Here is a 25,519-nt window from a genome sequence, read left to right on the forward strand (position 1 = left end):
TTAAAGAAAAGAAATGCCGCTTAATCCTAGGAAAAAACAGCATTTTATTAATTTTTTTTGCAACATATAAGTCATTGAAGTTTTTAATTTGAATTAAATCAAGTAAAAACTCGGTATTCATTTAAGTAAAGTCATTAATCATTTAAAGAATATTTTAACTTACATTCACTGTAAATGGTTAATTGACAAGCGTACAATGCTATACAACCAGAAGTACATGGAGCAGGACTAAAGAGCGGTAAATTGACCTTGTACGCTACGAAATAAACCAAAATTCATATAGTTTTACTGAATATTTAAAAAAATAACAACAGCGAGTTCCTAAAAAAAGGAAATGGATAATTTTTAAATCATGAATGACATTTTAGTACACAAAACAATTGATTTTTTTCAGGAGACTTTTGGATCAGAGCCTGAAAAAATTGTTCTTTCCCCGGGCAGAATCAATATTATAGGAGAGCACATTGATTACAACGATGGTTTTGTTTTGCCGGCAGCCATCGATAAAATTATTTGTTTTGCTTTTGAAAAAAACAATTCGGATACCGCTAAAATTGTGGCTATAGATTTGAATGATGAGTTCGAAGTTTATACAAACGAAGAACAAAATCAGACGGATAGTGTATGGACAAATTACCTGCGTGGTGTTTTGAATCAATTGAAAAGGAACGGTTATTCCGTGGAGGGTTTCAATTGTGTTTTCAGCAGTAATATTCCGGTTGGTTCCGGTTTGTCATCTTCGGCGGCTTTAGAATGTGGCTTTTTGTATGGTTTAAATGAACTGTTCAATTTGAAAATTAAACCCATTGATATTGCGCTTATGGGACAAAAAGCAGAACATTGGGTGGGAATCAATTGCGGAATTATGGACCAGTTTTCCAGTGTAATGGGTCTTGAAAACAAAGTCATAAAAATTGATTGCAGGACATTAGAATATGAATACCATAATGCTAATTTTAGTGATTACTCCTTAGTTTTATTCGATAGTAATGTCAAACATTCCTTGTTTAGCTCGGCTTACAATACCAGACGGAAAGAATGTGAAGAAGGAATATCGATAATCAGTGCTTATTTCCCGGAAATTAGTAGTTTTAGAGATTGTAAAGAAGAGGACGTTTGGAGTCTAAAAGATAAAATGTCTGCGAATGTTTTCAAAAGGAGCCTTTTTGTAGTGAAAGAAATGAATCGCGTGAAACTGGCTTGTGACGCTTTGGATGATGGAAACATTGAAGTTTTAGGACAGCTAATGTTCAGTACGCATGAAGGATTATCATTGGATTATGAAGTGAGTTGCGCCGAATTGGATTTTTTAGTACACACGGTGAAAGAAGACAAATCAGTGATAGGCTCTCGATTAATGGGCGGCGGTTTTGGCGGTTGTACCATTAATTTGATTAAAAAAGGACAAGAAGAGCGAATTAAAAAGCAGCTTTCTACTCTTTATTTAGATAAATTTGGAATAGAATTAAAAATTTATGATGTTAAAATCGGAAACGGAACATCACTTTACACTGCTTAATAAATGAAAAATTTTGATATCAACGAAGATCCGCACAGACGTTATAATCCGTTAATCAACGAATGGGTGCTGGTTTCTCCACACCGTTCGAAACGTCCTTGGCAAGGGCAAAATGAAGTGGTACCTTCGGATGCATTGCCCGAATATGACCCGACTTGTTATTTGTGTCCGGGAAATGTTAGAGCGAATGGAATGGTCAATGCGGATTATGAAAGTTCTTTTGTTTTTGAAAATGATTTTGCCGCTTTAAAGCAAGACGAAATTGCTTTTGAAGAGAACAAGAAAGAGACTTTTTTTAAAGCTACACCCGAAAGAGGAATTTCTCGTGTGGTGTGCTTTTCGCCAAAACATAATTTGACATTGCCAGAAATGCCGGCCGAAGCGATTGAAAACATCATTCGTACCTGGCAAAAAGAATATATGGATTTGGGTAATGTGGCGTACATCAACCACGTTCAGATTTTTGAAAATAAAGGAAGTGTGATGGGGTGCAGCAATCCGCATCCGCACGGACAAATTTGGGCCCAATCTTCTTTGCCCACCGAAGTGGAAAAAACGCAAAAAAATCTAAAAACGTATTTTGATAAACACAACACAACACTTTTTCAGGATTACTTACAAGAAGAAATGAAACTGGACGAGCGCATTGTTGTTGAGAATGATCATTTCGTGGCATTAGTCCCTTTTTGGGCGATTTGGCCCTACGAAACTATGATTGTCAGCAAACGAAATGTGAGTAAAATAACTGATTTCACGGAAACCGAAGTGACGGATTTTGCAATTATTTTAAAACATTTGACAACCAAATACGATAACCTTTTTGAAACATCTTTTCCATATTCATCCGGAATTCATCAGTCGCCAACAGACGGAGAATTGCATCCGGAATGGCATTTTCACATGCATTTTTATCCACCGTTATTGCGGTCTGCAACCGTAAAGAAATTTATGGTAGGGTATGAAATGATGGGTGAATCGCAAAGGGACATCACGGCGGAGAAAAGTGCAGCCGTTTTAAGAGCGCAATCAAATGTACATTATAAAAATAGATAACCATTAACCAATAACTAAATACATTTAACCAATGCAAACTTTAGCAATCCAAGATTATATTGTCTTTTTCTTCTATTTCATCCTGATTGTCAGTTATGGAATATGGATTTACAGAAAGAAAAAGAAAGAAGAAACGAGCAGTAAAGATTATTTCTTAGCAGAAGGATCGCTTACTTGGTGGGCCATAGGCGCATCATTAATTGCCAGTAATATTAGTGCGGAGCAATTTATAGGAATGAGTGGAAGTGGTTTTAAAATGGGACTGGCGATTGCTACGTATGAATGGATGGCAGCTTTTACCTTGATTATCGTTGCTATTTTCTTTATTCCGGTATACTTGAAAAATAAAATTTTCACCATGCCGCAATACCTGAATCAAAGGTATAACAGTAATGTTGCTATGATTATGGCTGTTTTTTGGTTGTTGTTGTATGTCTTGGTCAATCTTACTTCTATATTGTATTTGGGCGCTTTGGCGATAAGCAGCATTTCTGGTCTGGATATTACTTTGTGTATGATTTTCTTAGCGTTTTTTGCGGTGATGATTACGCTGGGCGGAATGAAAGTGATTGGGTATACGGATGTGATTCAAGTTTTCTTTTTGATCTTGGGTGGATTGGTTACTACTTATTTAGCATTGAATTTAGTTGCCGAAGAATTTGGTTCTACGGGAGTTATAAATGGGTTCAATTTGATGACGACTCATGCAAACGACCATTTTCACATGATTTTTGAAAAAACGAATCCTAATTATATGGATTTACCAGGATTGTCAGTTTTGATAGGAGGAATGTTAATCATCAATTTAAATTATTGGGGATGTAACCAATACATTACACAACGTGCGTTGGGGGCGGATTTAAAAACGGCGAGAAATGGAATTTTGTTTGCTGCTTTCTTGAAATTGCTAATGCCTATAATTGTTGTTTTGCCCGGAATAGCTGCTTTTGTATTGTATCAGAACGGGCATTTTGGCGCTGAAATGTTGCAAGATGGTACAGTAAATCCTGATCGTGCGTATCCGGTTTTGTTAAATTTGCTTCCTGTGGGCCTAAAAGGACTTTCATTTGCTGCTTTGACTGCGGCGATTGTAGCGTCATTGGCCGGAAAAGCGAATAGTATCGCTACTATTTTTACGTTGGATATTTACAAAACCAAATTGAATGTGCATGCCGATGAAAAGACATTAGTTAATGTGGGGAAGAAAGCAATTGTAGCGGCGATGTTAATTGCAGTTGTAGTAGCGCCTTTTCTTGGAATTGATAAAAAAGGAGGATTTCAATACATTCAGGAATATACAGGTTTTGTAAGTCCGGGCGTTTTCGCTATGTTTATTTTAGGATTCTTTTGGAAAAAAACAACTTCTAACGCGGCTTTGTTTGCAACAATTGGTGGATTTATGTTTTCTATTCTGTTTAAATTCATGCCGGCTTTTGTAGATTTATCGTTCCTTCATTCTTCCGGTTTTTCAGTTCCAAATGGGAATGGTGTCTATGAAATTCCTTTTATTGATCGCATGGGATTTGTTTTCTTAATTTGTGTCATCGGGATGTACAGCATCAGTATGTATGAAACAGCGCGAGGCGTTAAAACTAATGGTCTGGAAATTGATCGTACCATGTTTAAAATGTCACCAGGTTTTACCGTAGGCATGTTGATTGTTCTTTCGATTATTGCAGCGTTTTACACTATTTTTTGGTAGATAATGTTTTAGATTCAAAAAAAGCGATGCGTTCAATTTCTATTGAATTCATCGCTTTTTTGTTGTTTAAAAAAGTGTATTGAGGATCATAAAAACGATTCAAATCCATTAGTTATGAATCCATAAAAACTTCAATTAATCTTAAATAAAAAAGACATCTAATAAAAACATAGAAAAAAGAGCCAGATAGCCCAATTATTAGGTTGCTTCTCCAGTCCTTCTGTGGTATTGGGCCACATAGATTTGGTTTTCTCTAAAAAAAGTGACAGGCCTACCGGAATTACAAAATCGATATTTCTAGCCAGCACAGAGCGAAGTCGGAGTGAGGTTTAAAAATTAGACCTAATGGGCTGTAAGAACTTTTTTAATTTAGGACTGATTATTTCACGAAGAAACGTTATATTTTTAGTTTAATTTTTCGTGTCCATTTTTTTATTAGATGAGACAAAACTCTAAAGGTGTATTAACCCAAAAATATAAGGCACAAAAAAAAGCTTTCGGAGTAACGAAAGCTTTTGTAGTTGTTGAGGTCTTTTTAGTTGGTTACTAATGCATCTTGTTTCCAAATTTTTACGGAAGCAATTCTGCTGTTAGAATAGTCTACTTCGTTTAAATTATTGCCATTCCAAAAAAGCCATTTTCCAGTTTTTTCTCCATTTTCATAAATAGCAACAGATAGTTTATTGCCATTTGTGTCGTACGCAGTCCAGATTCCTTCCAATTTTCCATTTTTAAAGAAGCCTTCTTGTTGTACTTTTCCATTTTCAAAGTAGTAAGTTGTTTTTACTAAATCACCTAGAGCTTCTAATTTTGGATTATTTTCTTGAGCGAATGCTATTCCTGAAAAAAGCAGTGCGGTTAATATTATATATTTTTTCATGATTTTGGGTTTTAAAATTCATATTAGCTTAACAAATATATAAATTATTTTACAATAAAAAAACTTTTACTTAACAATTTAGTAACATTAGAATAAAATTTAACATTTTAACGAAGTGCCTTGCGTTACTCATTACTAAAATTTCTTATTTCTCAATTCATTATTCATAATTAGTCCTAAATTTGCAGCCATGTCCAAAGGACAAAATAATCAAAAATTTAGAACATGTATAGAAGTCATAACTGTGGCGAGTTGAACGCCTCACATATTAACACCGAAGTTACACTTGCCGGTTGGGTGCAAAAATCACGTGATAAGGGATTTATGAACTGGGTTGATTTGCGCGACCGTTATGGAATTACGCAATTAATTTTTGACGAAGGTCGTTCGGATAAAACAGTTTTTGAAAGAGCTAAAACCCTTGGTCGTGAATTTGTGATTCAAGTAAAAGGTACTGTTATTGAGCGCGAAGCCAAAAATAATAATATCCCAACGGGAGCGATAGAAATTTTAGTAACGGAACTTACTATTTTGAATGCTTCTCTCACGCCTCCTTTTACTATTGAAGACGAAACGGATGGTGGCGAAGATATCCGAATGAAATACCGTTACCTTGATATCCGAAGAAATCCAGTGAAAAACAGTTTGATGTTTCGTCATAAAGTAGCGATGGAAGTGCGTAAATATCTTTCGGATTTGGATTTCTGTGAAGTAGAAACTCCTTATTTGATCAAGTCTACTCCAGAGGGAGCCAGAGATTTTGTGGTGCCTTCCAGAATGAATGAAGGGCAATTTTACGCATTGCCACAATCCCCGCAAACGTTCAAACAATTATTGATGGTGGGCGGAATGGATAAATATTTCCAAATCGTAAAATGTTTCCGAGATGAAGATTTGCGAGCAGACAGACAGCCGGAGTTTACACAAATTGATTGTGAAATGGCTTTTGTGGAACAAGAAGATATTTTGAATGTTTTCGAAGGACTGACCAGACATTTATTAAAAGAAATAAAAGGTATTGAAGTAGAAAAATTTCCAAGAATTACCTATGAATATGCTATGAAGACCTACGGAAATGACAAGCCGGACATTCGTTTCGGAATGGAGTTTGGGGAATTAAATGAAGTAGCACAACACAAAGAATTCCCAGTTTTTAATGCGGCGGAATTTGTGGTTGGAATTGCAGTTCCGGGAGTTGGGAGCTATACCCGCAAAGAAATTGATGGATTAATTGACTGGGTGAAGCGTCCTCAAGTGGGTGCATCCGGAATGGTGTATGTAAAATGCAATGAAGATGGAACCTATAAATCATCCGTTGACAAATTTTACGATCAAGACGATTTAGCACAGTGGGCAAAAATCACCGGAGCAAAACCCGGAGATATGATTTTTGTGCTTTCTGGTCCTACTGATAAAACGCGAACGCAGTTAAGTGCGTTGCGTATGGAACTCGCCACTCGTTTAGGATTGCGAAATCCAGCTGAATTTGCTCCGTTGTGGGTGGTTGATTTTCCTTTATTAGAGTTTGACGAGGAAAGTGGCCGTTACCATGCCATGCATCATCCTTTTACATCTCCTAAGCCGGAAGATATGCACTTACTGGAAACCGATCCAGGGAAAGTTCGTGCCAATGCGTATGATATGGTTTTGAATGGAAATGAAATTGGTGGTGGTTCAATACGTATCCATGATAAAGCGACACAGGAATTAATGTTCAAATATTTAGGCTTCACAGCGGAAGATGCAAAAGCGCAATTTGGATTCCTGATGGATGCATTTCAGTTTGGCGCACCGCCACACGGAGGATTGGCTTTTGGATTGGACCGTTTAGTAGCCATTCTTGGCGGACAGGAAACCATTAGAGACTTTATTGCCTTTCCAAAAAATAATTCGGGCAGGGATGTTATGATTGATGCTCCGTCTAAAATTGACGAATCACAGTTAAAAGAGCTGCATATAAAGTTAGCGTAATTGTAGTTTGTCGATAAAATTCGTTAGAAAACGTTGAATGTCAATATTTTTGCAAAATAAAAACACAACATCGTATTTCGTATTATATTAAATATTACATTTGCTCCATTATAAATTATTATTACTATTACAATGCGTACAGGTACAGTTAAATTTTTCAATGAATCTAAAGGTTACGGATTCATTACAGACGAAGAAACAGGAAAAGACATTTTTGTTCATGCATCAGGAATCAACGCGGAAGAATTACGCGAAGGGGATAGAGTTAGCTATGAAGAAGAAGAAGGAAGAAAAGGAAAAGTTGCTGCGAAAGTAGCAGTGATCTAAGCATAAAAATTAATTTTTTTGCCTACGAATGTTTAAAACGTTCCGATATTTATCGGAACGTTTTTTTTTGCACCAAAGCGTAGTATTCAAAAAGACTACTGATATTTGACTTTGTTAAACCCTTGGGATGTTAAACACATCACAAGATAAATATTTTTTGTTATTTATAATTAATAAAAATTGTAAATTTACATCGATATAGTAGCCATGTATTTTTAAGTTTTCATTGCTATTTAATAATTTGAAGGGTATCTTTGTCATTTATATTTATTTAAAAAAACCACAACCATGCAATCCGATCAATTAAGTTATATCCCAATTTTAATGCAGTTAGTTTTAGCGGTGGGATTTGTTGTAGGCACCATAATAATTTCTGGTAAATTAGGGCCTAAAAGATCTTCAGAAGCGAAAGATAAAAACTTTGAATGCGGTGTTGAATCGGTAGGAAATGCCAGAATTCCATTTTCTGTTAAATATTTTCTAGTAGCCATATTGTTTGTTTTGTTTGATGTGGAGGTAATTTTTCTGTATCCCTGGGCAGTCAATTTCAAAGAATTAGGAATGGAAGGAATGGTAAAGATGGTGATTTTTATGTCTTTGCTTTTGATAGGGTTTTTCTATATCATCAAAAAGAAAGCGTTAGAGTGGGAATAAAAATTTATTTTTAAATGCTGAATTTTAAATTTTAAATGGTTTCATTATAATTTACAATTCAAAATTTGTAATTCAAAATAATAAAAGATGAGTGATTCTAAAATAAATATGGTAGCGCCACCCGAAGGAGTTGTAGGAGAAGGTTTCTTCGCTACAAAACTGAATGATGTTGTGGGTATGGCTCGTGCTAATTCATTATGGCCATTACCTTTTGCAACCTCTTGTTGCGGTATAGAGTTTATGGCAACAATGGCTTCGCATTATGATTTGGCTCGATTTGGCTCAGAGCGAGTGAGTTTCTCTCCGCGCCAGGCCGATATGTTAATGGTAATGGGAACGATTTCAAAAAAAATGGCCCCTATTTTGCGTCAGGTATATGAGCAAATGGCAGAGCCTCGTTGGGTAATAGCCGTTGGTGCTTGCGCTTCCTCTGGAGGGATTTTTGACACCTATTCTGTTTTGCAGGGAATTGATAAAGTGATACCGGTCGATGTCTATGTTCCGGGTTGTCCGCCAAGACCGGAGCAAATTGTTGACGGAGTTATGAAATTACAAGAGTTGGTTCGAACTGAATCCGTAAGAAGAAGAAGTTCCCCGGAATACCAAGAATTATTAGCTTCGTATAATATCAAATAAAAGAATGGCGCTAGAAACGATACAAATCCAAGAGAAATTAGTTGAGACATTTGATTCAGCTGTTTTTGAATTCAATCAAGAGAGAGATATATTTTCATTTGAAGTTACTGCGGACAAAATTACTGCGGTGATTCTTTTTTTAAAAAATGATCCCATATTGCGTTTTCATTTTTTAACTGATCTGTGTGGAATTCATTACCCAGATAATGATGTAGAACATCAATTTGCGGTAGTATATCATTTACACAATTGGTACGAAAACAAAAGAATTAAAATCAAAGTGTTTATCAATGGTGAAACCCCTGAAATAAAATCGATATCAAGTATTTTCCTAAGTTCAAACTGGATGGAAAGAGAAACGTATGATTTTTATGGGATAAATTTTATTGGTCATCCGCAATTGAAACGTATCTTGAATATGGACGAAATGATTTCTTTTCCAATGCGAAAGGAATTCCCAATGGAAGACAGCGGAAGAACGGATAAAGATGACCGTTTCTTTGGTAGAACAACCGACAATTATTAAAAAAAACAATTATAATTTTTCACATTAAATAAATGTCAGAACTATTATTATCCCCAGAGCATCGCTATGCTAAAAGAATTGCAGCGCAGTTAAATGAAGATGGAAGCGAGCTTTCTATATTGAATTTAGGGCCTACGCATCCTGCGACTCACGGTATTTTTCAAAATATCCTGTTGATGGATGGAGAGCGAATTCTGGAGGCGGAACCAACCATTGGTTACATCCACAGAGCTTTTGAAAAAATCGCTGAAAACAGACCTTTTTACCAAATCACTCCCCTCACGGACAGAATGAATTATTGTTCGTCGCCTATCAATAACATGGGTTGGTGGATGACATTAGAAAAATTATTAGATATTGAAGTTCCTAAAAGAGCACAATATTTAAGAGTTATCGTAATGGAGTTGGCGAGAATTACGGATCACATTATTTGTAATTCAATCCTTGGTGTCGATACCGGCGCCTATACCGGTTTTTTGTATGTTTTCCAATTTAGAGAAAAAGTATACGAAATATACGAAGAAATTTGCGGGGCTCGTTTGACTACCAATATGGGAAGAATTGGTGGTTTCGAAAGAGATTGGTCGCCAGAAGCCTTTAGAAAATTAGATGTTTTTTTAGCTGATTTTCCAGCCGCTTGGAAAGAATTTGAAAACTTATTCGAAAGAAATAGAATTTTTATTGACAGAACTGTAAATGTTGGTGCTATATCGGCTGAGCAAGCTATGGCATACGGATTTACCGGTCCTAACTTACGGGCTACCGGTGTTGATTATGATATTCGTGTTGCGCAACCCTATTCTTCTTACGAAGATTTTGATTTTATTGTTCCGGTGGGAAAATCAGGAGATACATATGATCGTTTCTGTGTTCGTAACGCTGAAGTTTGGGAAAGTTTGAGTATTATTCGTCAGGCATTGGAAAAAATGCCAGAAGGCAACGAGTTCCATGCGGATGTCCCGGATTATTACCTTCCGCCTAAAGAGGATGTGTACAACAATATGGAATCCTTGATTTACCATTTCAAAATTGTAATGGGTGAAGTTCCGGTTCCGGTTGCTGAGGTGTATCACCCGGTAGAAGGAGGTAATGGAGAACTTGGTTTTTACTTGGTTACTGATGGAAGTCGGACGCCGTACAGATTGCATTTTCGCAGACCTTGTTTTATCTATTACCAAGCCTATCCAGAAATGATAAAAGGAGCCTTGCTTTCAGATGCAATTGTTATTTTATCAAGTTTAAATGTTATTGCCGGAGAATTAGACGCTTAATGAAATTATAAAAGATGAATTATAAATTTTGAATAAAAGTTAAAAAACATTAAAAATTTAGCATTCAAAATTTGAAATAATAAAAAATGGAACGTACGTATCACAAACAAGAAATAAATATGACTGAAGCATTGATGTCTCGCATCAATGAATTGATTAGTCATTATCCTGAAAACAAAAGAAAATCGGCGTTATTGCCTATTTTGCATGAAGTTCAAGACGCTCATGAGAATTGGTTGAGTATTGAATTAATGAATAAAGTGGCCGAAATCCTTTTGATTAAACCAATTGAAGTGTACGAAGTAGTGTCGTTTTATACGATGTACAACCAAAGACCAATTGGAAAATACATGTTCGAATTTTGCCAAACCTCTCCTTGTTGTTTGAACGGAGTCGAGGATTTAATGGATTACACTTGTGAAAAACTAGGTGTAAAAGTAGGTGAAACTACTCAAGATGGTCTTTTTGAAGTAAGAGGCGTGGAATGTTTAGGAGCTTGTGGTTACGCTCCAATGATGCAATTAGGAGACTTTTATAAAGAACATTTGACGGTGGCAAAAATCGACCAGTTAATTGAAGATTGCAAAAATGATACAATAGTTTTACACGATACATAATATGTCACAAAAAATATTATTAGATAAAATAAATATTCCGGGGATTAAAACTTACGAAGTGTACCGTCAGAATGGTGGATATGCTTCAGTAGAAAAAGCCATCAAAACATTAACGCCAGACGAGGTTGTCGAAGAAGTGAAAACTTCCGGATTGCGAGGTCGCGGTGGGGCAGGTTTTCCCGCAGGAATGAAGTGGAGTTTCATTGATAAAAAATCAGGAAAACCAAGGCATTTAGTTTGTAATGCAGATGAATCAGAACCAGGAACTTTTAAGGATCGTTATTTGATGGAATTTATTCCTCATTTGTTGATTGAAGGAATGATTACTTCTAGTTATGCTTTGGGTGCAAACCTATCCTACATCTACATTCGTGGAGAATATATGTGGGTATATAAAATATTAGAACGAGCCATTAACGAAGCAAAAGCCGCTGGATTTTTGGGTAAAAATATATTAGGTTCAGGCTATGATTTAGAACTATATGTTCATTGTGGTGCCGGAGCTTACATCTGTGGCGAAGAAACTGCATTGATAGAATCGTTGGAAGGAAAAAGAGGAAATCCTCGCATCAAGCCACCATTTCCTGCTATTTCAGGACTTTGGGCTAATCCAACGGTGGTGAATAACGTAGAGACGATCGCCGCGGTGCCGTGGATTGTTAATAATTCAGGTGCAGAATATGCCAAAATTGGTATTGGGCGTTCTACAGGAACCAAATTAATTTCGGCTTCTGGACATATTAAAAATCCGGGTGTTTATGAAATTGAATTAGGTTTAAGTGTTTATGAATTCATGAATTCTGATGAATATTTAGGCGGAATGAGTTCTGACAGACCTTTAAAAGCATTTGTACCGGGAGGAAGTTCTGTTCCCGTTTTACCTGCTCATTTGATTTATAAAACTGCCGCCGGTGAAGATCGTTTAATGTCCTACGAATCGTTAAGTGACGGTGGATTTGCAACCGGTTCTATGTTAGGATCAGGTGGATTTATTGTGTATAATGATACTTCATGTATTGTACGTAATACTTGGAATTTCTCTCGTTTTTACCATCATGAAAGCTGTGGACAATGTTCCCCTTGTCGTGAAGGAACTGGCTGGATGGAAAAAGTATTGCACCGAATAGAAAATGGTCACGGTCGTGAAGAAGATATCGATTTGTTGTTGAGCATTCAAAGTAAAATTGAAGGGAACACGATTTGCCCATTGGGTGATGCGGCAGCTTGGCCAGTGGCAGCTGCGATTCGGCACTTTAGAGACGAGTTTGAATACCACATTCGTTTCCCGGAAAAAATAAAACATAGAGATCATTTTGTTGCGGAACCTTTTGAAAAAGTAAAGCATTTAGTTTCTAAAGAAATGATTTAAGAGTAAGGATTAACGTTTTTTGATTTCAGAATTAAGATACTCCGTAGGAGTTAAATATTGGTAGATAATGAAAGTAACCATAGACGGTCAAAGCATAGAAGTAGAACCAGGAACAACAATCCTGCAGGCAGCACGTATGATAGGTGGAGAGGTAGTTCCGCCAGCGATGTGCTATTATTCTAAACTAAAAGGAAGCGGCGGAAAATGCCGTTGTTGTTTAGTGGAAGTGGCAAAAGGAAGTGAAGCTGATCCAAGACCAATGCCAAAATTAATGGCATCTTGTGTAACGGGCTGTATGGACGGAATGGAAGTGAACAGTAAATCTTCGCCAAGAGTAACCGAAGCCAGAAAATCAGTAACGGAGTTTTTATTGATCAATCACCCATTAGATTGTCCGGTTTGTGACCAGGCAGGAGAATGTGATTTGCAAAATTTAAGCTTTGAGCACGGAAAGTCAGAAACGCGTTTTATCGAAGAAAAAAGAACATTTGAGCCCGAAAATATAGGACCAAATATTCAATTACACATGAACCGTTGTATTCTTTGTTACCGTTGTGTGATGGTGGCTGATCAATTGACAGACGATCGTGTGCACGGAGTAATGGATAGAGGAGATCATTCTAATATATCAACGTGTATCTCAAAAGCGGTTGACAATGAATTCTCTGGAAATATGATTGATGTTTGTCCGGTAGGCGCTTTAACAGATAAAACATTTAGATTTAAATCGAGAGTTTGGTTTAGCAAACCTTATAATGCACACAGAGATTGCCCAACTTGTTCTGGAAAAACTACCGTTTGGATGTTTGGTGACGAAATTCAACGCGTTACAGGAAGAAAAGATGAGTACCATGAAGTAGATGAATTTATTTGTAATGGGTGTCGTTTTGATCACAAAGATGTTGCGGATTGGATTATTGAAGGGCCGAGAGCCTTTGAAAAAGATTCTGTGATCAATCAAAATAAATACAATAGAAAATTACAAAAAGTGGAAATCGCTACCGAAGAGAATATTCTTTTAGGAAGAGAGAAAGACCGCAAGAAAATAAGCATGGTAGAGTTTCCATTGACTGAAGAAGATATTACGAATCAAAAAAGCTTAGGTAATAATGGATAGTACACTTATCATTGATAAAAGCGTCATTATTGTAGTAGTTTTTGCTATAACAATGCTTATGGCGATGTATTCTACTTGGGCAGAACGTAAAGTTGCCGCATGGCTTCAAGATCGAGTTGGCCCAAACCGAGCGGGACCTATGGGATTGTTTCAACCACTCGCTGATGGTTTGAAATTGTTTTCGAAAGAAGAATTTGAACCCAATACGCCAAACCGGGTGTTGTTTTTTGCAGGTCCGGCCATTGCAATGAGTACGGCCTTAATGACTAGTGCTGTTATTCCTTGGGGCGATCGTTTTCATTTGTTTGGCAGGGATATTTTGCTGCAAGCAGCTGATATTGACATAGCATTATTATACTTTTTTGGAGTTGTTTCTGTAGGTGTTTATGGAATTATGATTGGAGGTTGGGCCTCAAACAATAAATTTTCATTGATTGGTGCGGTTCGTGCTGCCTCTCAAATGGTTTCTTATGAAGTGGCAATGGGGCTTTCAATTATCGCTCTATTGATGATGACCGGGACGTTGAGTTTGAGAGAAATTTCAGCACAGCAGTCTGGAATGAGTTGGAATGTTTTTTACCAACCTTTATCTTTTTTGATTTTCTTGGTGTGTGCTTTTGCGGAGACCAACAGAACGCCATTTGATTTGCCAGAATGTGAAACCGAATTAATTGGGGGGTATCATACGGAATATTCGTCGATGAAAATGGGTTTCTATTTGTTCTCTGAATATGCAAATATGTTTATTTCATCTACTATTTTGGCGGTTTTATTCTTTGGCGGCTATAATTATCCTGGGATGAGTTGGGTGGTTGAAAATTGGGGAATCAATATTGCCAATGTTATAGGTATTGGAGTTCTTTTTATAAAAATATGTGGATTCATTTTCTTTTATATGTGGGTACGATGGACTATTCCAAGATTTAGATACGATCAATTGATGCATTTGGGTTGGAGAATATTGATTCCACTGTCTATCATCAATATAGTGATTACGGGTATTGTAATTTTGAGAAGCGATATTGCGGCTTATTTAGGATTTTAATGTCTACTCTTAAAATAAAATTAATTAGCATTAAATTTAATACATAGATCTCAAAATCACTAGCCCTGATAGTAGCGGCATCCTTTTATTTTTTTCTTTAAAAAATAAAAGATACAGCGAATAGCAGGATTAAGCTTCAAATAAAATAAGTAGAAAGGATTAAAATTGAGTGTTCGATTGCTTCGTTCCTCGAAATGACTAAAAAATGAGTATAGAAAACATATCCTTATCGGGAAGGAAAAAAGTAGTCTCTAATAAAGAGATGACTTTTTGGGAAAGAATGTACCTGGTTGCGATTGTCAAAGGCTTGATAATTACGATTCAGCATTTGTTCACCAGAAAAGTAACGATTCAGTATCCGGAGCAAGTGCGTGAAATGAGTCCTGTGTATCGGGGGCAGCACATGTTGAAGCGAGATGAAGAAGGTCGTGAAAACTGTACAGCATGTGGTTTGTGTGCGTTGTCTTGTCCTGCAGAGGCCATCACGATGAAGGCTGAAGAACGCAGAGAGGATGAAAAACATTTGTATCGAGAAGAAAAATATGCATCGATATATGAAATCAATATGTTGCGTTGTATATTTTGTGGCTTGTGTGAAGAGGCTTGTCCTAAAGACGCCATTTACCTGACGACTTCTAAAGTATTGGTTCCTTCAAGTTATGAACGAGAAGATTTCATTTTTGGAAAAGACAGATTGGTCATGCCATTAGATATCGCAATGAAAAATGCTCAACTTAAAAACGCGAACTAAATGTCTACAATACTTATAATTTTTTGTGTATTGGCTGCTATCACATTAGCAACCGCCTTTTTGACAATTTTCAGCAAAAATCCGATTCACAGTGCTATTTATCTAGTGGTGTGTTTCTTTTCGATTGCGGGTCATTATCTATTATTGAATTCTCAATTTTTAGCCATAGTACATGTCATCGTGTATTCTGGAGCGATTATGATTTTGTTTTTGTTCACGATCATGTTGATGAATCTGAACGAAGAAAAAGAAGTCCACAAACCAAGAATAACAAGATTAGGAGCAATTGTTTCTTTTTGTTTGATATGTTTGATTTTGATTGCTATTTTTATCAACTCAAAACCTATTGTTGGCGAATATGTAACCACTGGCGAAGATTATCAATCTATAAAAGTACTGGGTAAAGTGTTGCTCAACGAATATATGGTGCCTTTTGAATTTGCCTCTATATTGCTTTTGGTCGCTATGATTGGTACTGTTTTATTGTCTAAAAAAGAAAAATTGCAAAAATAAAATGAACAATATTTTAAACCACATTGGTATTGAAAATTATATATTCCTAAGCGTGATACTTTTTTGTATTGGCGTTTTTGGGGTGTTGTACAGACGAAATGCCATAATCGTATTTATGTCAATTGAAATTATGCTGAATGCAGTAAACTTATTGTTTGTAGCATTTTCGACGTATCATCAAGATGCGCAAGGACAAGTTTTTGTGTTCTTCTCGATGGCTGTTGCTGCGGCAGAAGTTGCGGTAGGATTGGCAATTCTGGTTTCTATTTTTAGAAATTTAGGTTCAATTACCATCGATAATTTAAAAAACCTAAAAGGATAAATGGAAATGAATACCAATATAGCTTTAGTTTTAGTTCTTGCTCCTTTTTTAGGATTTTTAATTAATGTTTTCTTTGGCAAAAGCCTTGGAAAATCACTTTCTGGAATAATCGGAACACTTTCTGTTGTTGTCTCTTTTATTGCGACTGCTTATTTCTTTGGGGGAATTGCAGCGCAACCAGAAGGCATTCGAATTGCTCTTTTTGACTGGATCCAAATCAGTACTTTCAAAGTCGATTTTGGATTTCAATTGGACCAACTGTCCATTTTATGGTTGCTTTTTGTGACCGGAATTGGATCTTTGATTCATTTGTATTCGATCAGTTATATGCATGAGGATGAAAATATGCATACCTTTTTTGCGTATTTGAATCTGTTTATATTTTTCATGATTCTTTTAGTAATAGGAAGTAACTTATTAGTGATGTTCATCGGTTGGGAAGGCGTAGGTCTTTGTTCGTATTTGTTAATTGGTTTTTGGCATAAAAACCAAGAATTTAATGACGCTGCAAAGAAAGCATTCATCATGAACCGTATTGGGGATTTAGGGTTGTTAGTTGGAATTTTCATTCTCGGTAATTTATTCTCGACTTTAGATTACGCTACTTTAAAAACTGCTATTGCCGGTGCAACGGATCTTGATATGTATTGGCTTTCTGTTGCTGCTTTCGCGTTATTCATTGGCGCTTGCGGTAAATCAGCACAAATTCCATTGTATACGTGGTTACCGGACGCGATGGCGGGACCAACACCGGTTTCGGCACTGATACACGCGGCGACGATGGTAACAGCAGGGATTTTTATGATTACCAGATTGAATTTCTTATTTGATTTGACTCCGGATGTACAATCGATTATTGCTATTGTTGGAGCGGTTACTGCTCTGGTTGCTGCAACCATTGGACTGCTGCAAAATGATATCAAAAAAGTTTTGGCGTATTCTACTGTTTCTCAACTGGGATTAATGTTTTTGGCTTTGGGATTGGGCGCCTATGAAGTGGCTGTTTTCCATGTAATCACGCACGCTTTCTTTAAAGCTTGTTTGTTCTTGGGTTCCGGTTCTGTAATTCATGCTTTGCACGGTGAACAAGACATGCGCAAGATGGGTGGATTGAAAAAAGCAATGCCAATTACTTTTGCAACAATGCTTATTGCTTCATTAGCGATTTCAGGAGTTCCATTATTCTCCGGTTTTTTCTCTAAAGACGAAATATTATTAGTGGCTTTCCATAATAACATTCCGTTATGGATTGTGGCTTCGGTTGCCTCTATAATGACTGCTTTTTATATGTTCCGTTTAATGTTTTTAACGTTCTTCCAAGAATTCAGAGGAACAGCAGAACAAAAGCACCATTTGCACGAAAGTCCAGCTTTGATTACCATTCCTTTGATTGTTTTGGCAATATTGGCTACTATAGGTGGTATGATCAGTTTGCCTGGAAATAGTTGGTTGAATGAATATTTGACTCCTATTGTACCTAAATTAGCCACGGCAGAACACCATTTAGGAACTACTGAATACATCTTAATGGTTATTGCTGTTGTGGGTGGATTGGTTGGAATTGGTATTGCTTACGCTAAATACATCAAACAAAACGAGGTTCCTACAGAGGATGCGGCCATTACAGGATTTTCTAAAGTTCTTTACAATAAATATTATGTGGACGAATTTTATGATGCTATTTTTGTTAAACCAATTAACTTTTTGTCTCGTTTTTTCAGAGACACAATAGAAACGGGTGTAACAGCTTTTGTTTTTGGTATTGGAAAAGTAGCAAACGAAATAAGTTTTCAAGGAAAGAAAGTCCAAAACGGAAGTATCGGTCTTTATCTCTTTGCCTTTGTTTTAGGACTTTGTGCTATTGTTTCGTATTTGTTTTTAGCAGAATAACCGAATTTATACACAAGTTTTCATAATACTAAAATTATAATTTTAAAATAAATTTTCTTTTAAAAATCTGGTTCGAAGGATGTTTAAAAAACAATAAATAATTACAAATGAATGTATCTCTAATATTAATTATACTTTTGGTCGGTACGTTTGCAACGTATCTTGCAGGCGATAAGCTAGCTTCAAAAGTAGCTTTGTTCTTTGGGTTAGCTGCTGCAGGCGCTTCAATTGTATTATTAAATCACTATAATTTAGGTGAAAACATCAGTTTCATCAACCAGTGGATTACGCAACCTAATATTTCTTTCGCTCTAAAAGCAGATGGATTGTCAATGGCGATGCTTTTATTGACTACGGTTTTGACTCCAATAATTATATTCTCTTCTTTTGGAAATCAATACGAAAATTCAAAATCTTTTTATGCGTTAATCTTGTTCATGTCATTTGCAATGGCAGGAACATTCTTAGCATCAGACGGTTTGTTGTATTATGTTTTTTGGGAATTATCATTGATTCCAATTTACTTCATCGCTTTAATTTGGGGTAACGGAGACGTAGAAGAACGCAAAAAAGCAGTAGTTAAATTCTTTATCTACACCTTAGCAGGTTCTTTATTTATGTTAGTGGCTTTTGTTTATATGTATCAAAAAGCGGGAAGTCTTTTATTAGAAGATTTATACAAATTGAACCTAACAGCAACTGAACAATTGTGGATATTCTTAGCTTTCTTCTTGGCGTATGCCATTAAGATTCCATTAATTCCTTTTCATACTTGGCAGGCAAATGTGTATCAGAAAGCACCAACCGTTGGTACGATGCTTTTGTCAGGGATCATGCTAAAAATGGGATTGTATAGCGTTATTCGTTGGCAATTGCCTTTGACACCTCTGGCAGCTAAGGAATACATGTATATTTTCATCGGACTTGGACTTGCAGGGGTGATTTACGGGTCTATCGTTGCATTGAAACAAAAAGATTTGAAGAAATTATTAGCGTATTCTTCTTTGGCTCACGTTGGATTAATAGCAGCCGGAACGTACACGTTGACATTAGATGGATTGCGTGGTGCTGTTTTACAAATGATTGCACACGGATTTGTAGTTGTTGGATTGTTTTATGTAGCTGAAATTATTTTTAGAAGATATGAAACTAGAGCAATTGCTGAAATGGGAGGCATTCGTTCACAGACACCAAAATTTACATCAATGTTTTTAATCTTGGTTTTAGCCTCTGTTGCTTTGCCAACTACTTTTAATTTCATTGGAGAATTCACCGTTTTATACAGTCTTTCACAAATCAACATTTGGTTTGCTATTTTAGGAGGAACAACCATAATATTAGGAGCGTATTATATGTTGAAAATGTTTCAACATGCCATGTTGGGCGAAACTAATTCAAAACCTTTTGCGGATGTAACGTTCAATGAAGGAATAACTTTGGTACTAATAATTGGTGTTTTATTCTTTTTTGGGATGTATCCAAAGCCAATTACTGATTTGATTACCCCAAGTCTGGAAGAAATTTTAACTCAAATAAACCGAATTAACTAAGTCAAATAAAAAAATGAATACATTAATAGCTATAATAGGATTAGGTGTTTTATGCCTTTTATTTGAAATCTTTAATTTAAGAAGAGCCATTGTTCCAATAATGATTATTGGATTATTGGGAGTGCTGGGTTTAACTATATCTGAATATAATTCAACGGAAAGTTACTATAGCAACATGATTGTTGTGAGTAAATTTTCAACTACTTTTTCATCTTTGTTTATTGTGCTAACCATTTTCTTGGTAGCTTTAGGACATAATTTTTACGAAAATCACCAATCTAAAATCTCGGATTATATTGCCATAAAAATATTTTTATTAGCAGGGGCAGTGGCAATGGTTTCTTTTGGAAACTTAGCGATGTTCTTTTTAGGAATCGAAGTGTTGTCCATTGCACTTTACATTCTTGCTGCAAGTGACCGTTTGAGTTTGAAAAGTAACGAAGCGGGAATGAAATATTTTTTAATGGGATCTTTTGCCTCTGGAATCATTCTTTTTGGGATCTGTTTAATTTATGGTGCCATGGGAAGTTTTGACGTTACTGAAATCAGTGAATTGTCGCAATCAGCGGAATTGCCAGTTTGGTTTCCAATAGGAATTGTGTTGGTTACCATAGGGATGTTGTTTAAAGTGGCGGCAGTTCCATTTCATTTCTGGGCACCTGATGTTTACGAAGGTTCTCCAGCGTTGACCACTGCATTAATGAGTACTTTGGCAAAAGTAGTTGCTATGGCTAGTTTGTACAAATTACTATCAGTAATGAATGCGGATGTTTCTGAGTCATTCAAAATGGTAGTCGTTGTGATTTCGATGGCTTCGATGACCGTTGGTAATATTATGGCATTGAGACAAACAAACGTGAAACGTATGTTGGCTTTTTCTGGCGTTTCTCATGCCGGTTTTATGTTGATGACTTTGTTGAGTTTGTCTACATCAGCTGGAAGTTTGTTGTATTATGCCTCAGCGTATTCTTTATCTGGAATCGCTGCTTTTTGTGTGATTTTATACGTTTGTAAAAATAGAGACAACGAAGATGTTGTAAATTTCCACGGATTAGGAAAAACCAACCCTTTATTAGCGGCCATTCTTACGGCAGCTTTACTTTCTATGGCAGGTATTCCTATTTTTGCGGGTTTCTTTGCTAAGTTGGTTTTGTTCAATCAAACGATTCAAGCGGGTTATTTGACTTTAGTGATCGTAGCAGTGATCAATTCGATTATAAGCGTTGGGTACTACTTCAAATTGATTTTGGCGATGTACACTAAAGAACCAAACGAGGAACGAAAAGGAACGCCGGTTGTTATTTATGCGGTTGCCATTGTAGCAATTGTGTTGAATATCGCATTAGGGTTGTTTCCATCCTTAGTGTTGGATTTGTTGGCATAAATTAAATCTGTATATTAAAAAAAATCTTGATGACTTAGCTATCAGAATTTTTTTGTCATGTGTTTTTGCAATGAATTGTGTGCTCAATCTAATGGAACGGTATTGTCTTTTTTCAAAATAGATGGTCATAATTTCTGGATCTGTTAAATCTGGCTTATCGTTGTTACTGAATCGCTCACAAGTATATTTTAAATCTTTTCTAATTTTTCACAAATTGTCGAATAAATTTGCACTAATTTTAATGCTTTAGTCTGAATAATCGTATGTTTAAAAGCACTTCGAGAATTCCGTAAGTCGCTGATTTTTATACTTTAATAAGATATATAGAAGGTGTTTCTGTTTTTTTTAATCGATTTGTAATACTGATTCTTAACACTTGTTTCGCATTAGAATTGAAATAATAAAATCTGGGACTCTCCAAAAGCTGGAGACGATACCGAAGAATCTAAACTGACTATGAGTTTACTTTTTAAATCCAAATGCCTTTAGAAATGAAGGCGTTTTTTTTATGTTTATCTTTACTCAAAATTAAAAGGCAATGCTCAAAATTGGACATCGTGGTGCTAAAGGATACGAACCGGAAAACACTCTTGTTTCGTTCCAAAAAGCATTAGACCTACATGTGGACGGTATTGAACTCGACGTGCATTTGAGTGCTGATGAAGAATTAATTGTTATTCACGATGAAACCATTGACCGTACGACCAATGGAAAAGGTTTTGTAAAAGTTTTATCTTTGCAAGAATTAAAGGCATTTCGAATAAATGGAAAGCACCAAATCCCTACGCTACAAGAGGTTTTTGATTTGGTAAACCAAGGCTGCCTGATCAATATTGAACTCAAAAGCTACGAAGCAACAGACAAAGTAGTCTCACTCATTGAAAAATATGTTGCTAAAAAAGGTTGGAAATACGATCGTTTTTTAATTTCCAGTTTTGATTGGAATGCGTTGCAGCAAGTGGCGTTTTTAAATGATAAAATTTCAATTGGCGTTTTAACGGAAACTGATTTAGACTTGGCTTTGGCTTTCGCCAAATTCATTCAGGCAAAATCCATTCATCCGCATTTTCATTTATTGACAAAAGAAAACACGGCGCAAATGCAAGAAAAAGGATTGCAGGTTTTCCCATGGACTATCAATGAATTAGAAGATATTGAAAAAATAAAAACATTCAACGTAAACGGAATCATCACCGATTTCCCAAATAGAATATGAATCAGAATTTTGATATAATAATAGTAGGCGGTGGCGCAGCAGGTTTTTTTACAGCGATAAATATTGTAGAAAAAAATCCAAAACTGAAAGTTGCCATTCTGGAGCGCGGTGCAGAGGTATTGCAAAAAGTTCGCATTTCCGGCGGCGGAAGATGCAACGTGACGCACGCTTGTTTTGAGCCAAATGAATTAGTGAAGTTTTATCCGCGTGGCGAAAAAGAATTACGAGGCCCTTTTCATCAGTTCTGTTCTGGCGATACGATTGAATGGTTTGAGAAACATGGTGTAGAATTAAAAATAGAAGGAGACGGACGCATGTTCCCGGTTTCGAATTCTTCACAAACTATTATTGATTGTTTTCTAACTGCCACACAAAAACTGGGTATTGCAGTACTTACAGGACAAAGTGTACAATCAATTTTCAAGAAAGAGAATGAATGGAAAATCGAAACCCAAACTGAAAATTATCTTGCCGAAAAACTGATTCTAGCTACTGGGAGTAATCCTAAAGTATGGGAAATGTTACAGAATTTTGGTCATGCAGTTGTCAGCCCGGTTCCTTCTTTATTCACTTTTAATATCAAAGATTCCAGAATAAAAGAATTACCCGGAGTTGCGGCGCAAGTAACCGTAAAAGTAAAAGACACCAAACTCAGCTCAACAGGACCGTTGTTAATTACCCATTGGGGAATGAGCGGACCGGCGATATTGAAACTCTCCGCTTGGGGAGCCCGCATCTTGCATGATAAAAATTATCAGTTCAATATTTTCGTGAATTGGTTGAACGATGCTGACAAAGAAGATGTCGAGAAAAAGCTAAAAGACTTAAAACAGGAACACGCGAAAAAATCAGTTTCCAAGAAATCTCCTTTCGAATTAACCAATAGATTATGGGAAAGTTTGGTGTTCGCTTCCGGAATTGAAGCGGAGACGAAATGGGCCGATTTGTCTAAAATTCAATTGACGAATCTTGCGAATCAATTAACGAATGGCACTTTTCAAGTGAATGGAAAAAGCACCTTTAAAGAAGAATTTGTGACGGCAGGCGGAATTGATTTAAAGGAAATTAACTTCAAAACTATGGAAAGCAAACTACACGAAAACCTATATTTTGCTGGTGAAATCGTAAATATTGATGCGATTACAGGCGGATTCAATTTTCAGAATGCGTGGACTAGTGGATTTATTGTGGCGAGTGCTATATAATAAATCAACGCTTTAACAGTGTGGAAGCCTAAAAGGTTAAAAAACTATCCTTTATTCAACCACCAGATACTTCCATTCAAAACCGCTGCAAAACTTACCCAAGCCAAATACGGAATGAATAAATAGCCCGCAATTTTATTGATTTTTGAAAACTGAAGGTACGTTTCAAAGATCATCAACCACAATACAATAATTTCTAATCCGGCTAACATCGGGTTGTGTAATCCAAAGAATAAATACGACCACAAAGCATTCAGTGCTAATTGAATCGCAAAGAAAATCAACGCTTTTTTTACTAGTTCTTTTTCTACTTCTATTCGGTCCCAAACTAATCCAGCCGCAACACCCATCATCACATATAGCATACTCCAGACTGGTGCAAAGATCCAATTGGGCGGATTAAAAATTGGTTTTATTAAGGTTGGATACCAAGTGGTAATGGCAGAACGAGTAACCGTACCAGAGAAATAACCAATCGCAAGACACGTAACAACAACAGCTAATATTCGGGTGATTTTATTCATTTTTATATTTTTCTAATGTGAGCCAAATTTACTCAAATCTTTGTAACGATTAACCAACTAAACGAATAAACAAATAACCCAAAAAAAGTATCTTTGCATAAATTTATACATTCATGATTTCAGCAAACGATTTTATCCCATCACAATATACACATTCGATTGAAGAAGGCAATTTTCAATGGAGCGCACCCAGCAATATTGCCCTTGTAAAATATTGGGGGAAAAAAGACAATCAAATTCCTGCGAATCCTTCGGTGAGTTTTACGTTAAACAATTGTAAAACGATTACGAAATTGGCTTTCACCAAAAAAAATACTTCAACTGCGCTAAACATAAAAGATGATTTTTCTTTTGACTTACTTTTTGAAGGACAACCAAAAGAAGATTTCAAACCAAAAATCCAAAAATTTCTGGAGCGAATCGAAATCTATTTGCCGTTTTTGAAAGACTACCATTTTACGATTGACACGGAAAATACCTTTCCGCACAGTTCCGGAATTGCTTCATCAGCATCTGGAATGGCAGCTTTGGCGATGAACTTGATGAGTTTAGAAAAAGCGCTAAATCCAGGAATGACCAAGGAATATTTTTATCAGAAAGCGTCTTTGCTGGCACGTTTGGGTTCAGGAAGCGCTTGCAGAAGTGTAAAAGGACAAGTTGTAGTGTGGGGAAATCATACAAATATCTCCGGAAGTTCGGATTTATTTGGAGTGGAATTTCCAAATGCAATTCATGCTAATTTCAAGAATTTTCAAGATACTATTTTACTAGTTGACAAAGGGGAAAAACAAGTTTCAAGTACCATTGGACATGATTTGATGCACAACCATCCTTTTGCCGAAAGGCGGTTTGCACAAGCGCATGAAAATTTAGACCAATTGATTTTAATTTTCGAAAGTGGAAATTTAGAGGAATTTATCAAAATTGTAGAAAGCGAAGCCTTAACTTTACATGCCATGATGATGACTTCGATGCCTTATTTTATATTAATGAAGCCGAATACGTTGGAGATTATAAATGCGATTTGGAAATTTAGAAATGAGACTAGAATTCCGGTTTGTTTTACGCTTGATGCCGGTGCAAATGTGCATGTTTTATACCCTGAAAATGTTGCCGAAACTGTTTTACAATTTATTAAGAACGAATTAGTTGGCTATTGTCAAAATGGTCAGTACATTTGTGACGAAATTGGAAATGGAGCGGTATTGCTTTAATTTATTTATTTTTCACTATCTTTAATTTTTAAAGACCTGAAAACATGGACATTCAATCCGAGAAATTAGAATTGATAAAAATGTTGTTAGAAACTGACGACACAGCCATAATTGAAGCTGTGAAAAACATTTTCAAATCACAAAAAAAAGAGGTTTGGAAAAATTTATCACCTGAACAACAAGAAGAAATTGACCTTGAAATTCAGGAAGCGAATCGTGGCGATCAAGTTGATTTATAAAACAGCACATTAAAAAATGCCTAA

At 36.1% G+C, this 25,519-nt stretch carries 25 protein-coding genes; 23 read left to right on the top strand and 2 right to left on the bottom strand.

All coding sequences use genetic code 11. The annotated features are described in order from the left end of the window. The first annotated feature begins 352 nt into the window (after positions 1–352). The 3 genes from galK to EKM01_RS01615 are packed head-to-tail and all read left to right on the top strand — an operon-like array spanning position 353 to position 4,274. Positions 353–1,519 (top strand): galactokinase, encoded by a 1,167-nt coding sequence (gene galK / locus EKM01_RS01605; RefSeq protein WP_126766485.1) that lies wholly within the window; start codon positions 353–355, stop codon positions 1,517–1,519. 3 nt (positions 1,520–1,522) lie between these two features. After that, positions 1,523–2,572 (top strand): galactose-1-phosphate uridylyltransferase, encoded by a 1,050-nt coding sequence (gene galT, locus EKM01_RS01610; protein ID WP_126766490.1) that lies wholly within the window; start codon positions 1,523–1,525, stop codon positions 2,570–2,572. A gap of 31 nt (positions 2,573–2,603) precedes the next feature. Beyond that, positions 2,604–4,274 carry a sodium/sugar symporter gene (locus EKM01_RS01615; protein ID WP_126458206.1) on the top strand — a complete coding sequence of 557 codons (1,671 nt, stop codon included), beginning with the start codon at positions 2,604–2,606 and terminating at the stop codon, positions 4,272–4,274. 535 nt (positions 4,275–4,809) lie between these two features. Here the strand turns inward: EKM01_RS01615 and EKM01_RS01620 are convergent. Next, on the bottom strand, positions 4,810–5,154 hold the full coding sequence (locus EKM01_RS01620) for a toxin-antitoxin system YwqK family antitoxin (RefSeq protein ID WP_126561266.1): 345 nt from the start codon (positions 5,152–5,154) through the stop codon (positions 4,810–4,812). A 225-nt stretch (positions 5,155–5,379) separates the two neighbouring features. Between EKM01_RS01620 and aspS the strand changes: the two genes are divergently transcribed. The 18 genes from aspS to EKM01_RS01710 all read left to right on the top strand — a co-directional run bounded on the left by aspS (position 5,380) and on the right by EKM01_RS01710 (position 23,518). Continuing rightward, positions 5,380–7,125, top strand: coding sequence for an aspartate--tRNA ligase (gene aspS, locus EKM01_RS01625; RefSeq protein ID WP_126458214.1), 1,746 nt, complete (start codon positions 5,380–5,382; stop codon positions 7,123–7,125). A gap of 132 nt (positions 7,126–7,257) precedes the next feature. Next, positions 7,258–7,452: a cold-shock protein gene (locus tag EKM01_RS01630; RefSeq protein WP_007137066.1), complete on the top strand. Its 195-nt coding sequence runs from the start codon at positions 7,258–7,260 to the stop codon at positions 7,450–7,452. A gap of 288 nt (positions 7,453–7,740) precedes the next feature. Beyond that, positions 7,741–8,106 carry an NADH-quinone oxidoreductase subunit A gene (locus EKM01_RS01635; protein ID WP_126458217.1) on the top strand — a complete coding sequence of 122 codons (366 nt, stop codon included), beginning with the start codon at positions 7,741–7,743 and terminating at the stop codon, positions 8,104–8,106. Between the two features lie 87 nt (positions 8,107–8,193). Further along, positions 8,194–8,742, top strand: a complete 549-nt coding sequence (locus tag EKM01_RS01640) for an NADH-quinone oxidoreductase subunit B (protein ID WP_113664545.1) — start codon at positions 8,194–8,196, stop codon at positions 8,740–8,742. A gap of 4 nt (positions 8,743–8,746) precedes the next feature. Then, positions 8,747–9,268, top strand: coding sequence for an NADH-quinone oxidoreductase subunit C (locus EKM01_RS01645; protein ID WP_126458220.1), 522 nt, complete (start codon positions 8,747–8,749; stop codon positions 9,266–9,268). Between the two features lie 32 nt (positions 9,269–9,300). Beyond that, positions 9,301–10,539, top strand: coding sequence for an NADH-quinone oxidoreductase subunit D (locus EKM01_RS01650; RefSeq protein ID WP_126453972.1), 1,239 nt, complete (start codon positions 9,301–9,303; stop codon positions 10,537–10,539). An 86-nt stretch (positions 10,540–10,625) separates the two neighbouring features. After that, positions 10,626–11,156 carry an NAD(P)H-dependent oxidoreductase subunit E gene (locus tag EKM01_RS01655; protein WP_126458223.1) on the top strand — a complete coding sequence of 177 codons (531 nt, stop codon included), beginning with the start codon at positions 10,626–10,628 and terminating at the stop codon, positions 11,154–11,156. Between the two features lies 1 nt (position 11,157). Continuing rightward, entirely contained in the window at positions 11,158–12,525 is a 1,368-nt protein-coding gene (nuoF, locus tag EKM01_RS01660; protein WP_126553081.1) for an NADH-quinone oxidoreductase subunit NuoF, read from the top strand. Between the two features lie 67 nt (positions 12,526–12,592). Beyond that, complete coding sequence (locus tag EKM01_RS01665; protein WP_126453964.1) at positions 12,593–13,642, top strand: 2Fe-2S iron-sulfur cluster-binding protein; 1,050 nt, start codon at positions 12,593–12,595, stop codon at positions 13,640–13,642. Continuing rightward, positions 13,635–14,687, top strand: a complete 1,053-nt coding sequence (gene nuoH / locus EKM01_RS01670) for an NADH-quinone oxidoreductase subunit NuoH (RefSeq protein ID WP_126453962.1) — start codon at positions 13,635–13,637, stop codon at positions 14,685–14,687. The genes EKM01_RS01665 and nuoH overlap by 8 nt, the downstream gene beginning before the upstream one ends. Before the next feature lie 205 nt (positions 14,688–14,892). After that, positions 14,893–15,438, top strand: a complete 546-nt coding sequence (locus tag EKM01_RS01675; protein WP_126458232.1) for an NADH-quinone oxidoreductase subunit I — start codon at positions 14,893–14,895, stop codon at positions 15,436–15,438. Further along, positions 15,439–15,951: an NADH-quinone oxidoreductase subunit J gene (locus tag EKM01_RS01680; protein WP_126453958.1), complete on the top strand. Its 513-nt coding sequence runs from the start codon at positions 15,439–15,441 to the stop codon at positions 15,949–15,951. 1 nt (position 15,952) lies between these two features. After that, complete coding sequence (gene nuoK, locus EKM01_RS01685; RefSeq protein WP_066079401.1) at positions 15,953–16,273, top strand: NADH-quinone oxidoreductase subunit NuoK; 321 nt, start codon at positions 15,953–15,955, stop codon at positions 16,271–16,273. A 6-nt stretch (positions 16,274–16,279) separates the two neighbouring features. Further along, the gene (nuoL, locus tag EKM01_RS01690) at positions 16,280–18,163 is read left to right on the top strand and encodes an NADH-quinone oxidoreductase subunit L (RefSeq protein WP_126564497.1); all 1,884 of its coding nucleotides are present in this window, start codon (positions 16,280–16,282) and stop codon (positions 18,161–18,163) included. Between the two features lie 107 nt (positions 18,164–18,270). Then, on the top strand, positions 18,271–19,713 hold the full coding sequence (locus EKM01_RS01695; protein ID WP_126553087.1) for a NuoM family protein: 1,443 nt from the start codon (positions 18,271–18,273) through the stop codon (positions 19,711–19,713). 13 nt (positions 19,714–19,726) lie between these two features. Further along, entirely contained in the window at positions 19,727–21,097 is a 1,371-nt protein-coding gene (locus EKM01_RS01700) for an NADH-quinone oxidoreductase subunit N (RefSeq protein WP_126458241.1), read from the top strand. A 538-nt stretch (positions 21,098–21,635) separates the two neighbouring features. Continuing rightward, positions 21,636–22,313 carry a glycerophosphodiester phosphodiesterase family protein gene (locus EKM01_RS01705; RefSeq protein ID WP_126553089.1) on the top strand — a complete coding sequence of 226 codons (678 nt, stop codon included), beginning with the start codon at positions 21,636–21,638 and terminating at the stop codon, positions 22,311–22,313. Further along, positions 22,310–23,518, top strand: coding sequence for an NAD(P)/FAD-dependent oxidoreductase (locus EKM01_RS01710; RefSeq protein ID WP_126458247.1), 1,209 nt, complete (start codon positions 22,310–22,312; stop codon positions 23,516–23,518). Before EKM01_RS01705 ends, EKM01_RS01710 begins: the two co-directional genes overlap by 4 nt. A 44-nt stretch (positions 23,519–23,562) precedes the next feature. On the opposite strand, the gene EKM01_RS01715 is transcribed toward EKM01_RS01710, so the two are convergent. Next, complete coding sequence (locus EKM01_RS01715; protein ID WP_126740364.1) at positions 23,563–24,042, bottom strand: TspO/MBR family protein; 480 nt, start codon at positions 24,040–24,042, stop codon at positions 23,563–23,565. Between the two features lie 113 nt (positions 24,043–24,155). Between EKM01_RS01715 and EKM01_RS01720 the strand changes: the two genes are divergently transcribed. Together EKM01_RS01720 and EKM01_RS01725 are read left to right on the top strand one after the other, a co-directional pair. Beyond that, complete coding sequence (locus EKM01_RS01720) at positions 24,156–25,256, top strand: diphosphomevalonate/mevalonate 3,5-bisphosphate decarboxylase family protein (protein WP_126766494.1); 1,101 nt, start codon at positions 24,156–24,158, stop codon at positions 25,254–25,256. A gap of 44 nt (positions 25,257–25,300) precedes the next feature. Continuing rightward, a complete protein-coding gene (locus EKM01_RS01725) occupies positions 25,301–25,495 on the top strand; it encodes a hypothetical protein (protein ID WP_126458256.1) in 195 nt (64 codons plus the stop codon). The last annotated feature ends 24 nt before the right edge of the window (positions 25,496–25,519 follow it).

Source organism: Flavobacterium sp. RSP46 (genome assembly GCF_003984825.1).
In the GTDB taxonomy this organism is placed as follows: domain Bacteria; phylum Bacteroidota; class Bacteroidia; order Flavobacteriales; family Flavobacteriaceae; genus Flavobacterium.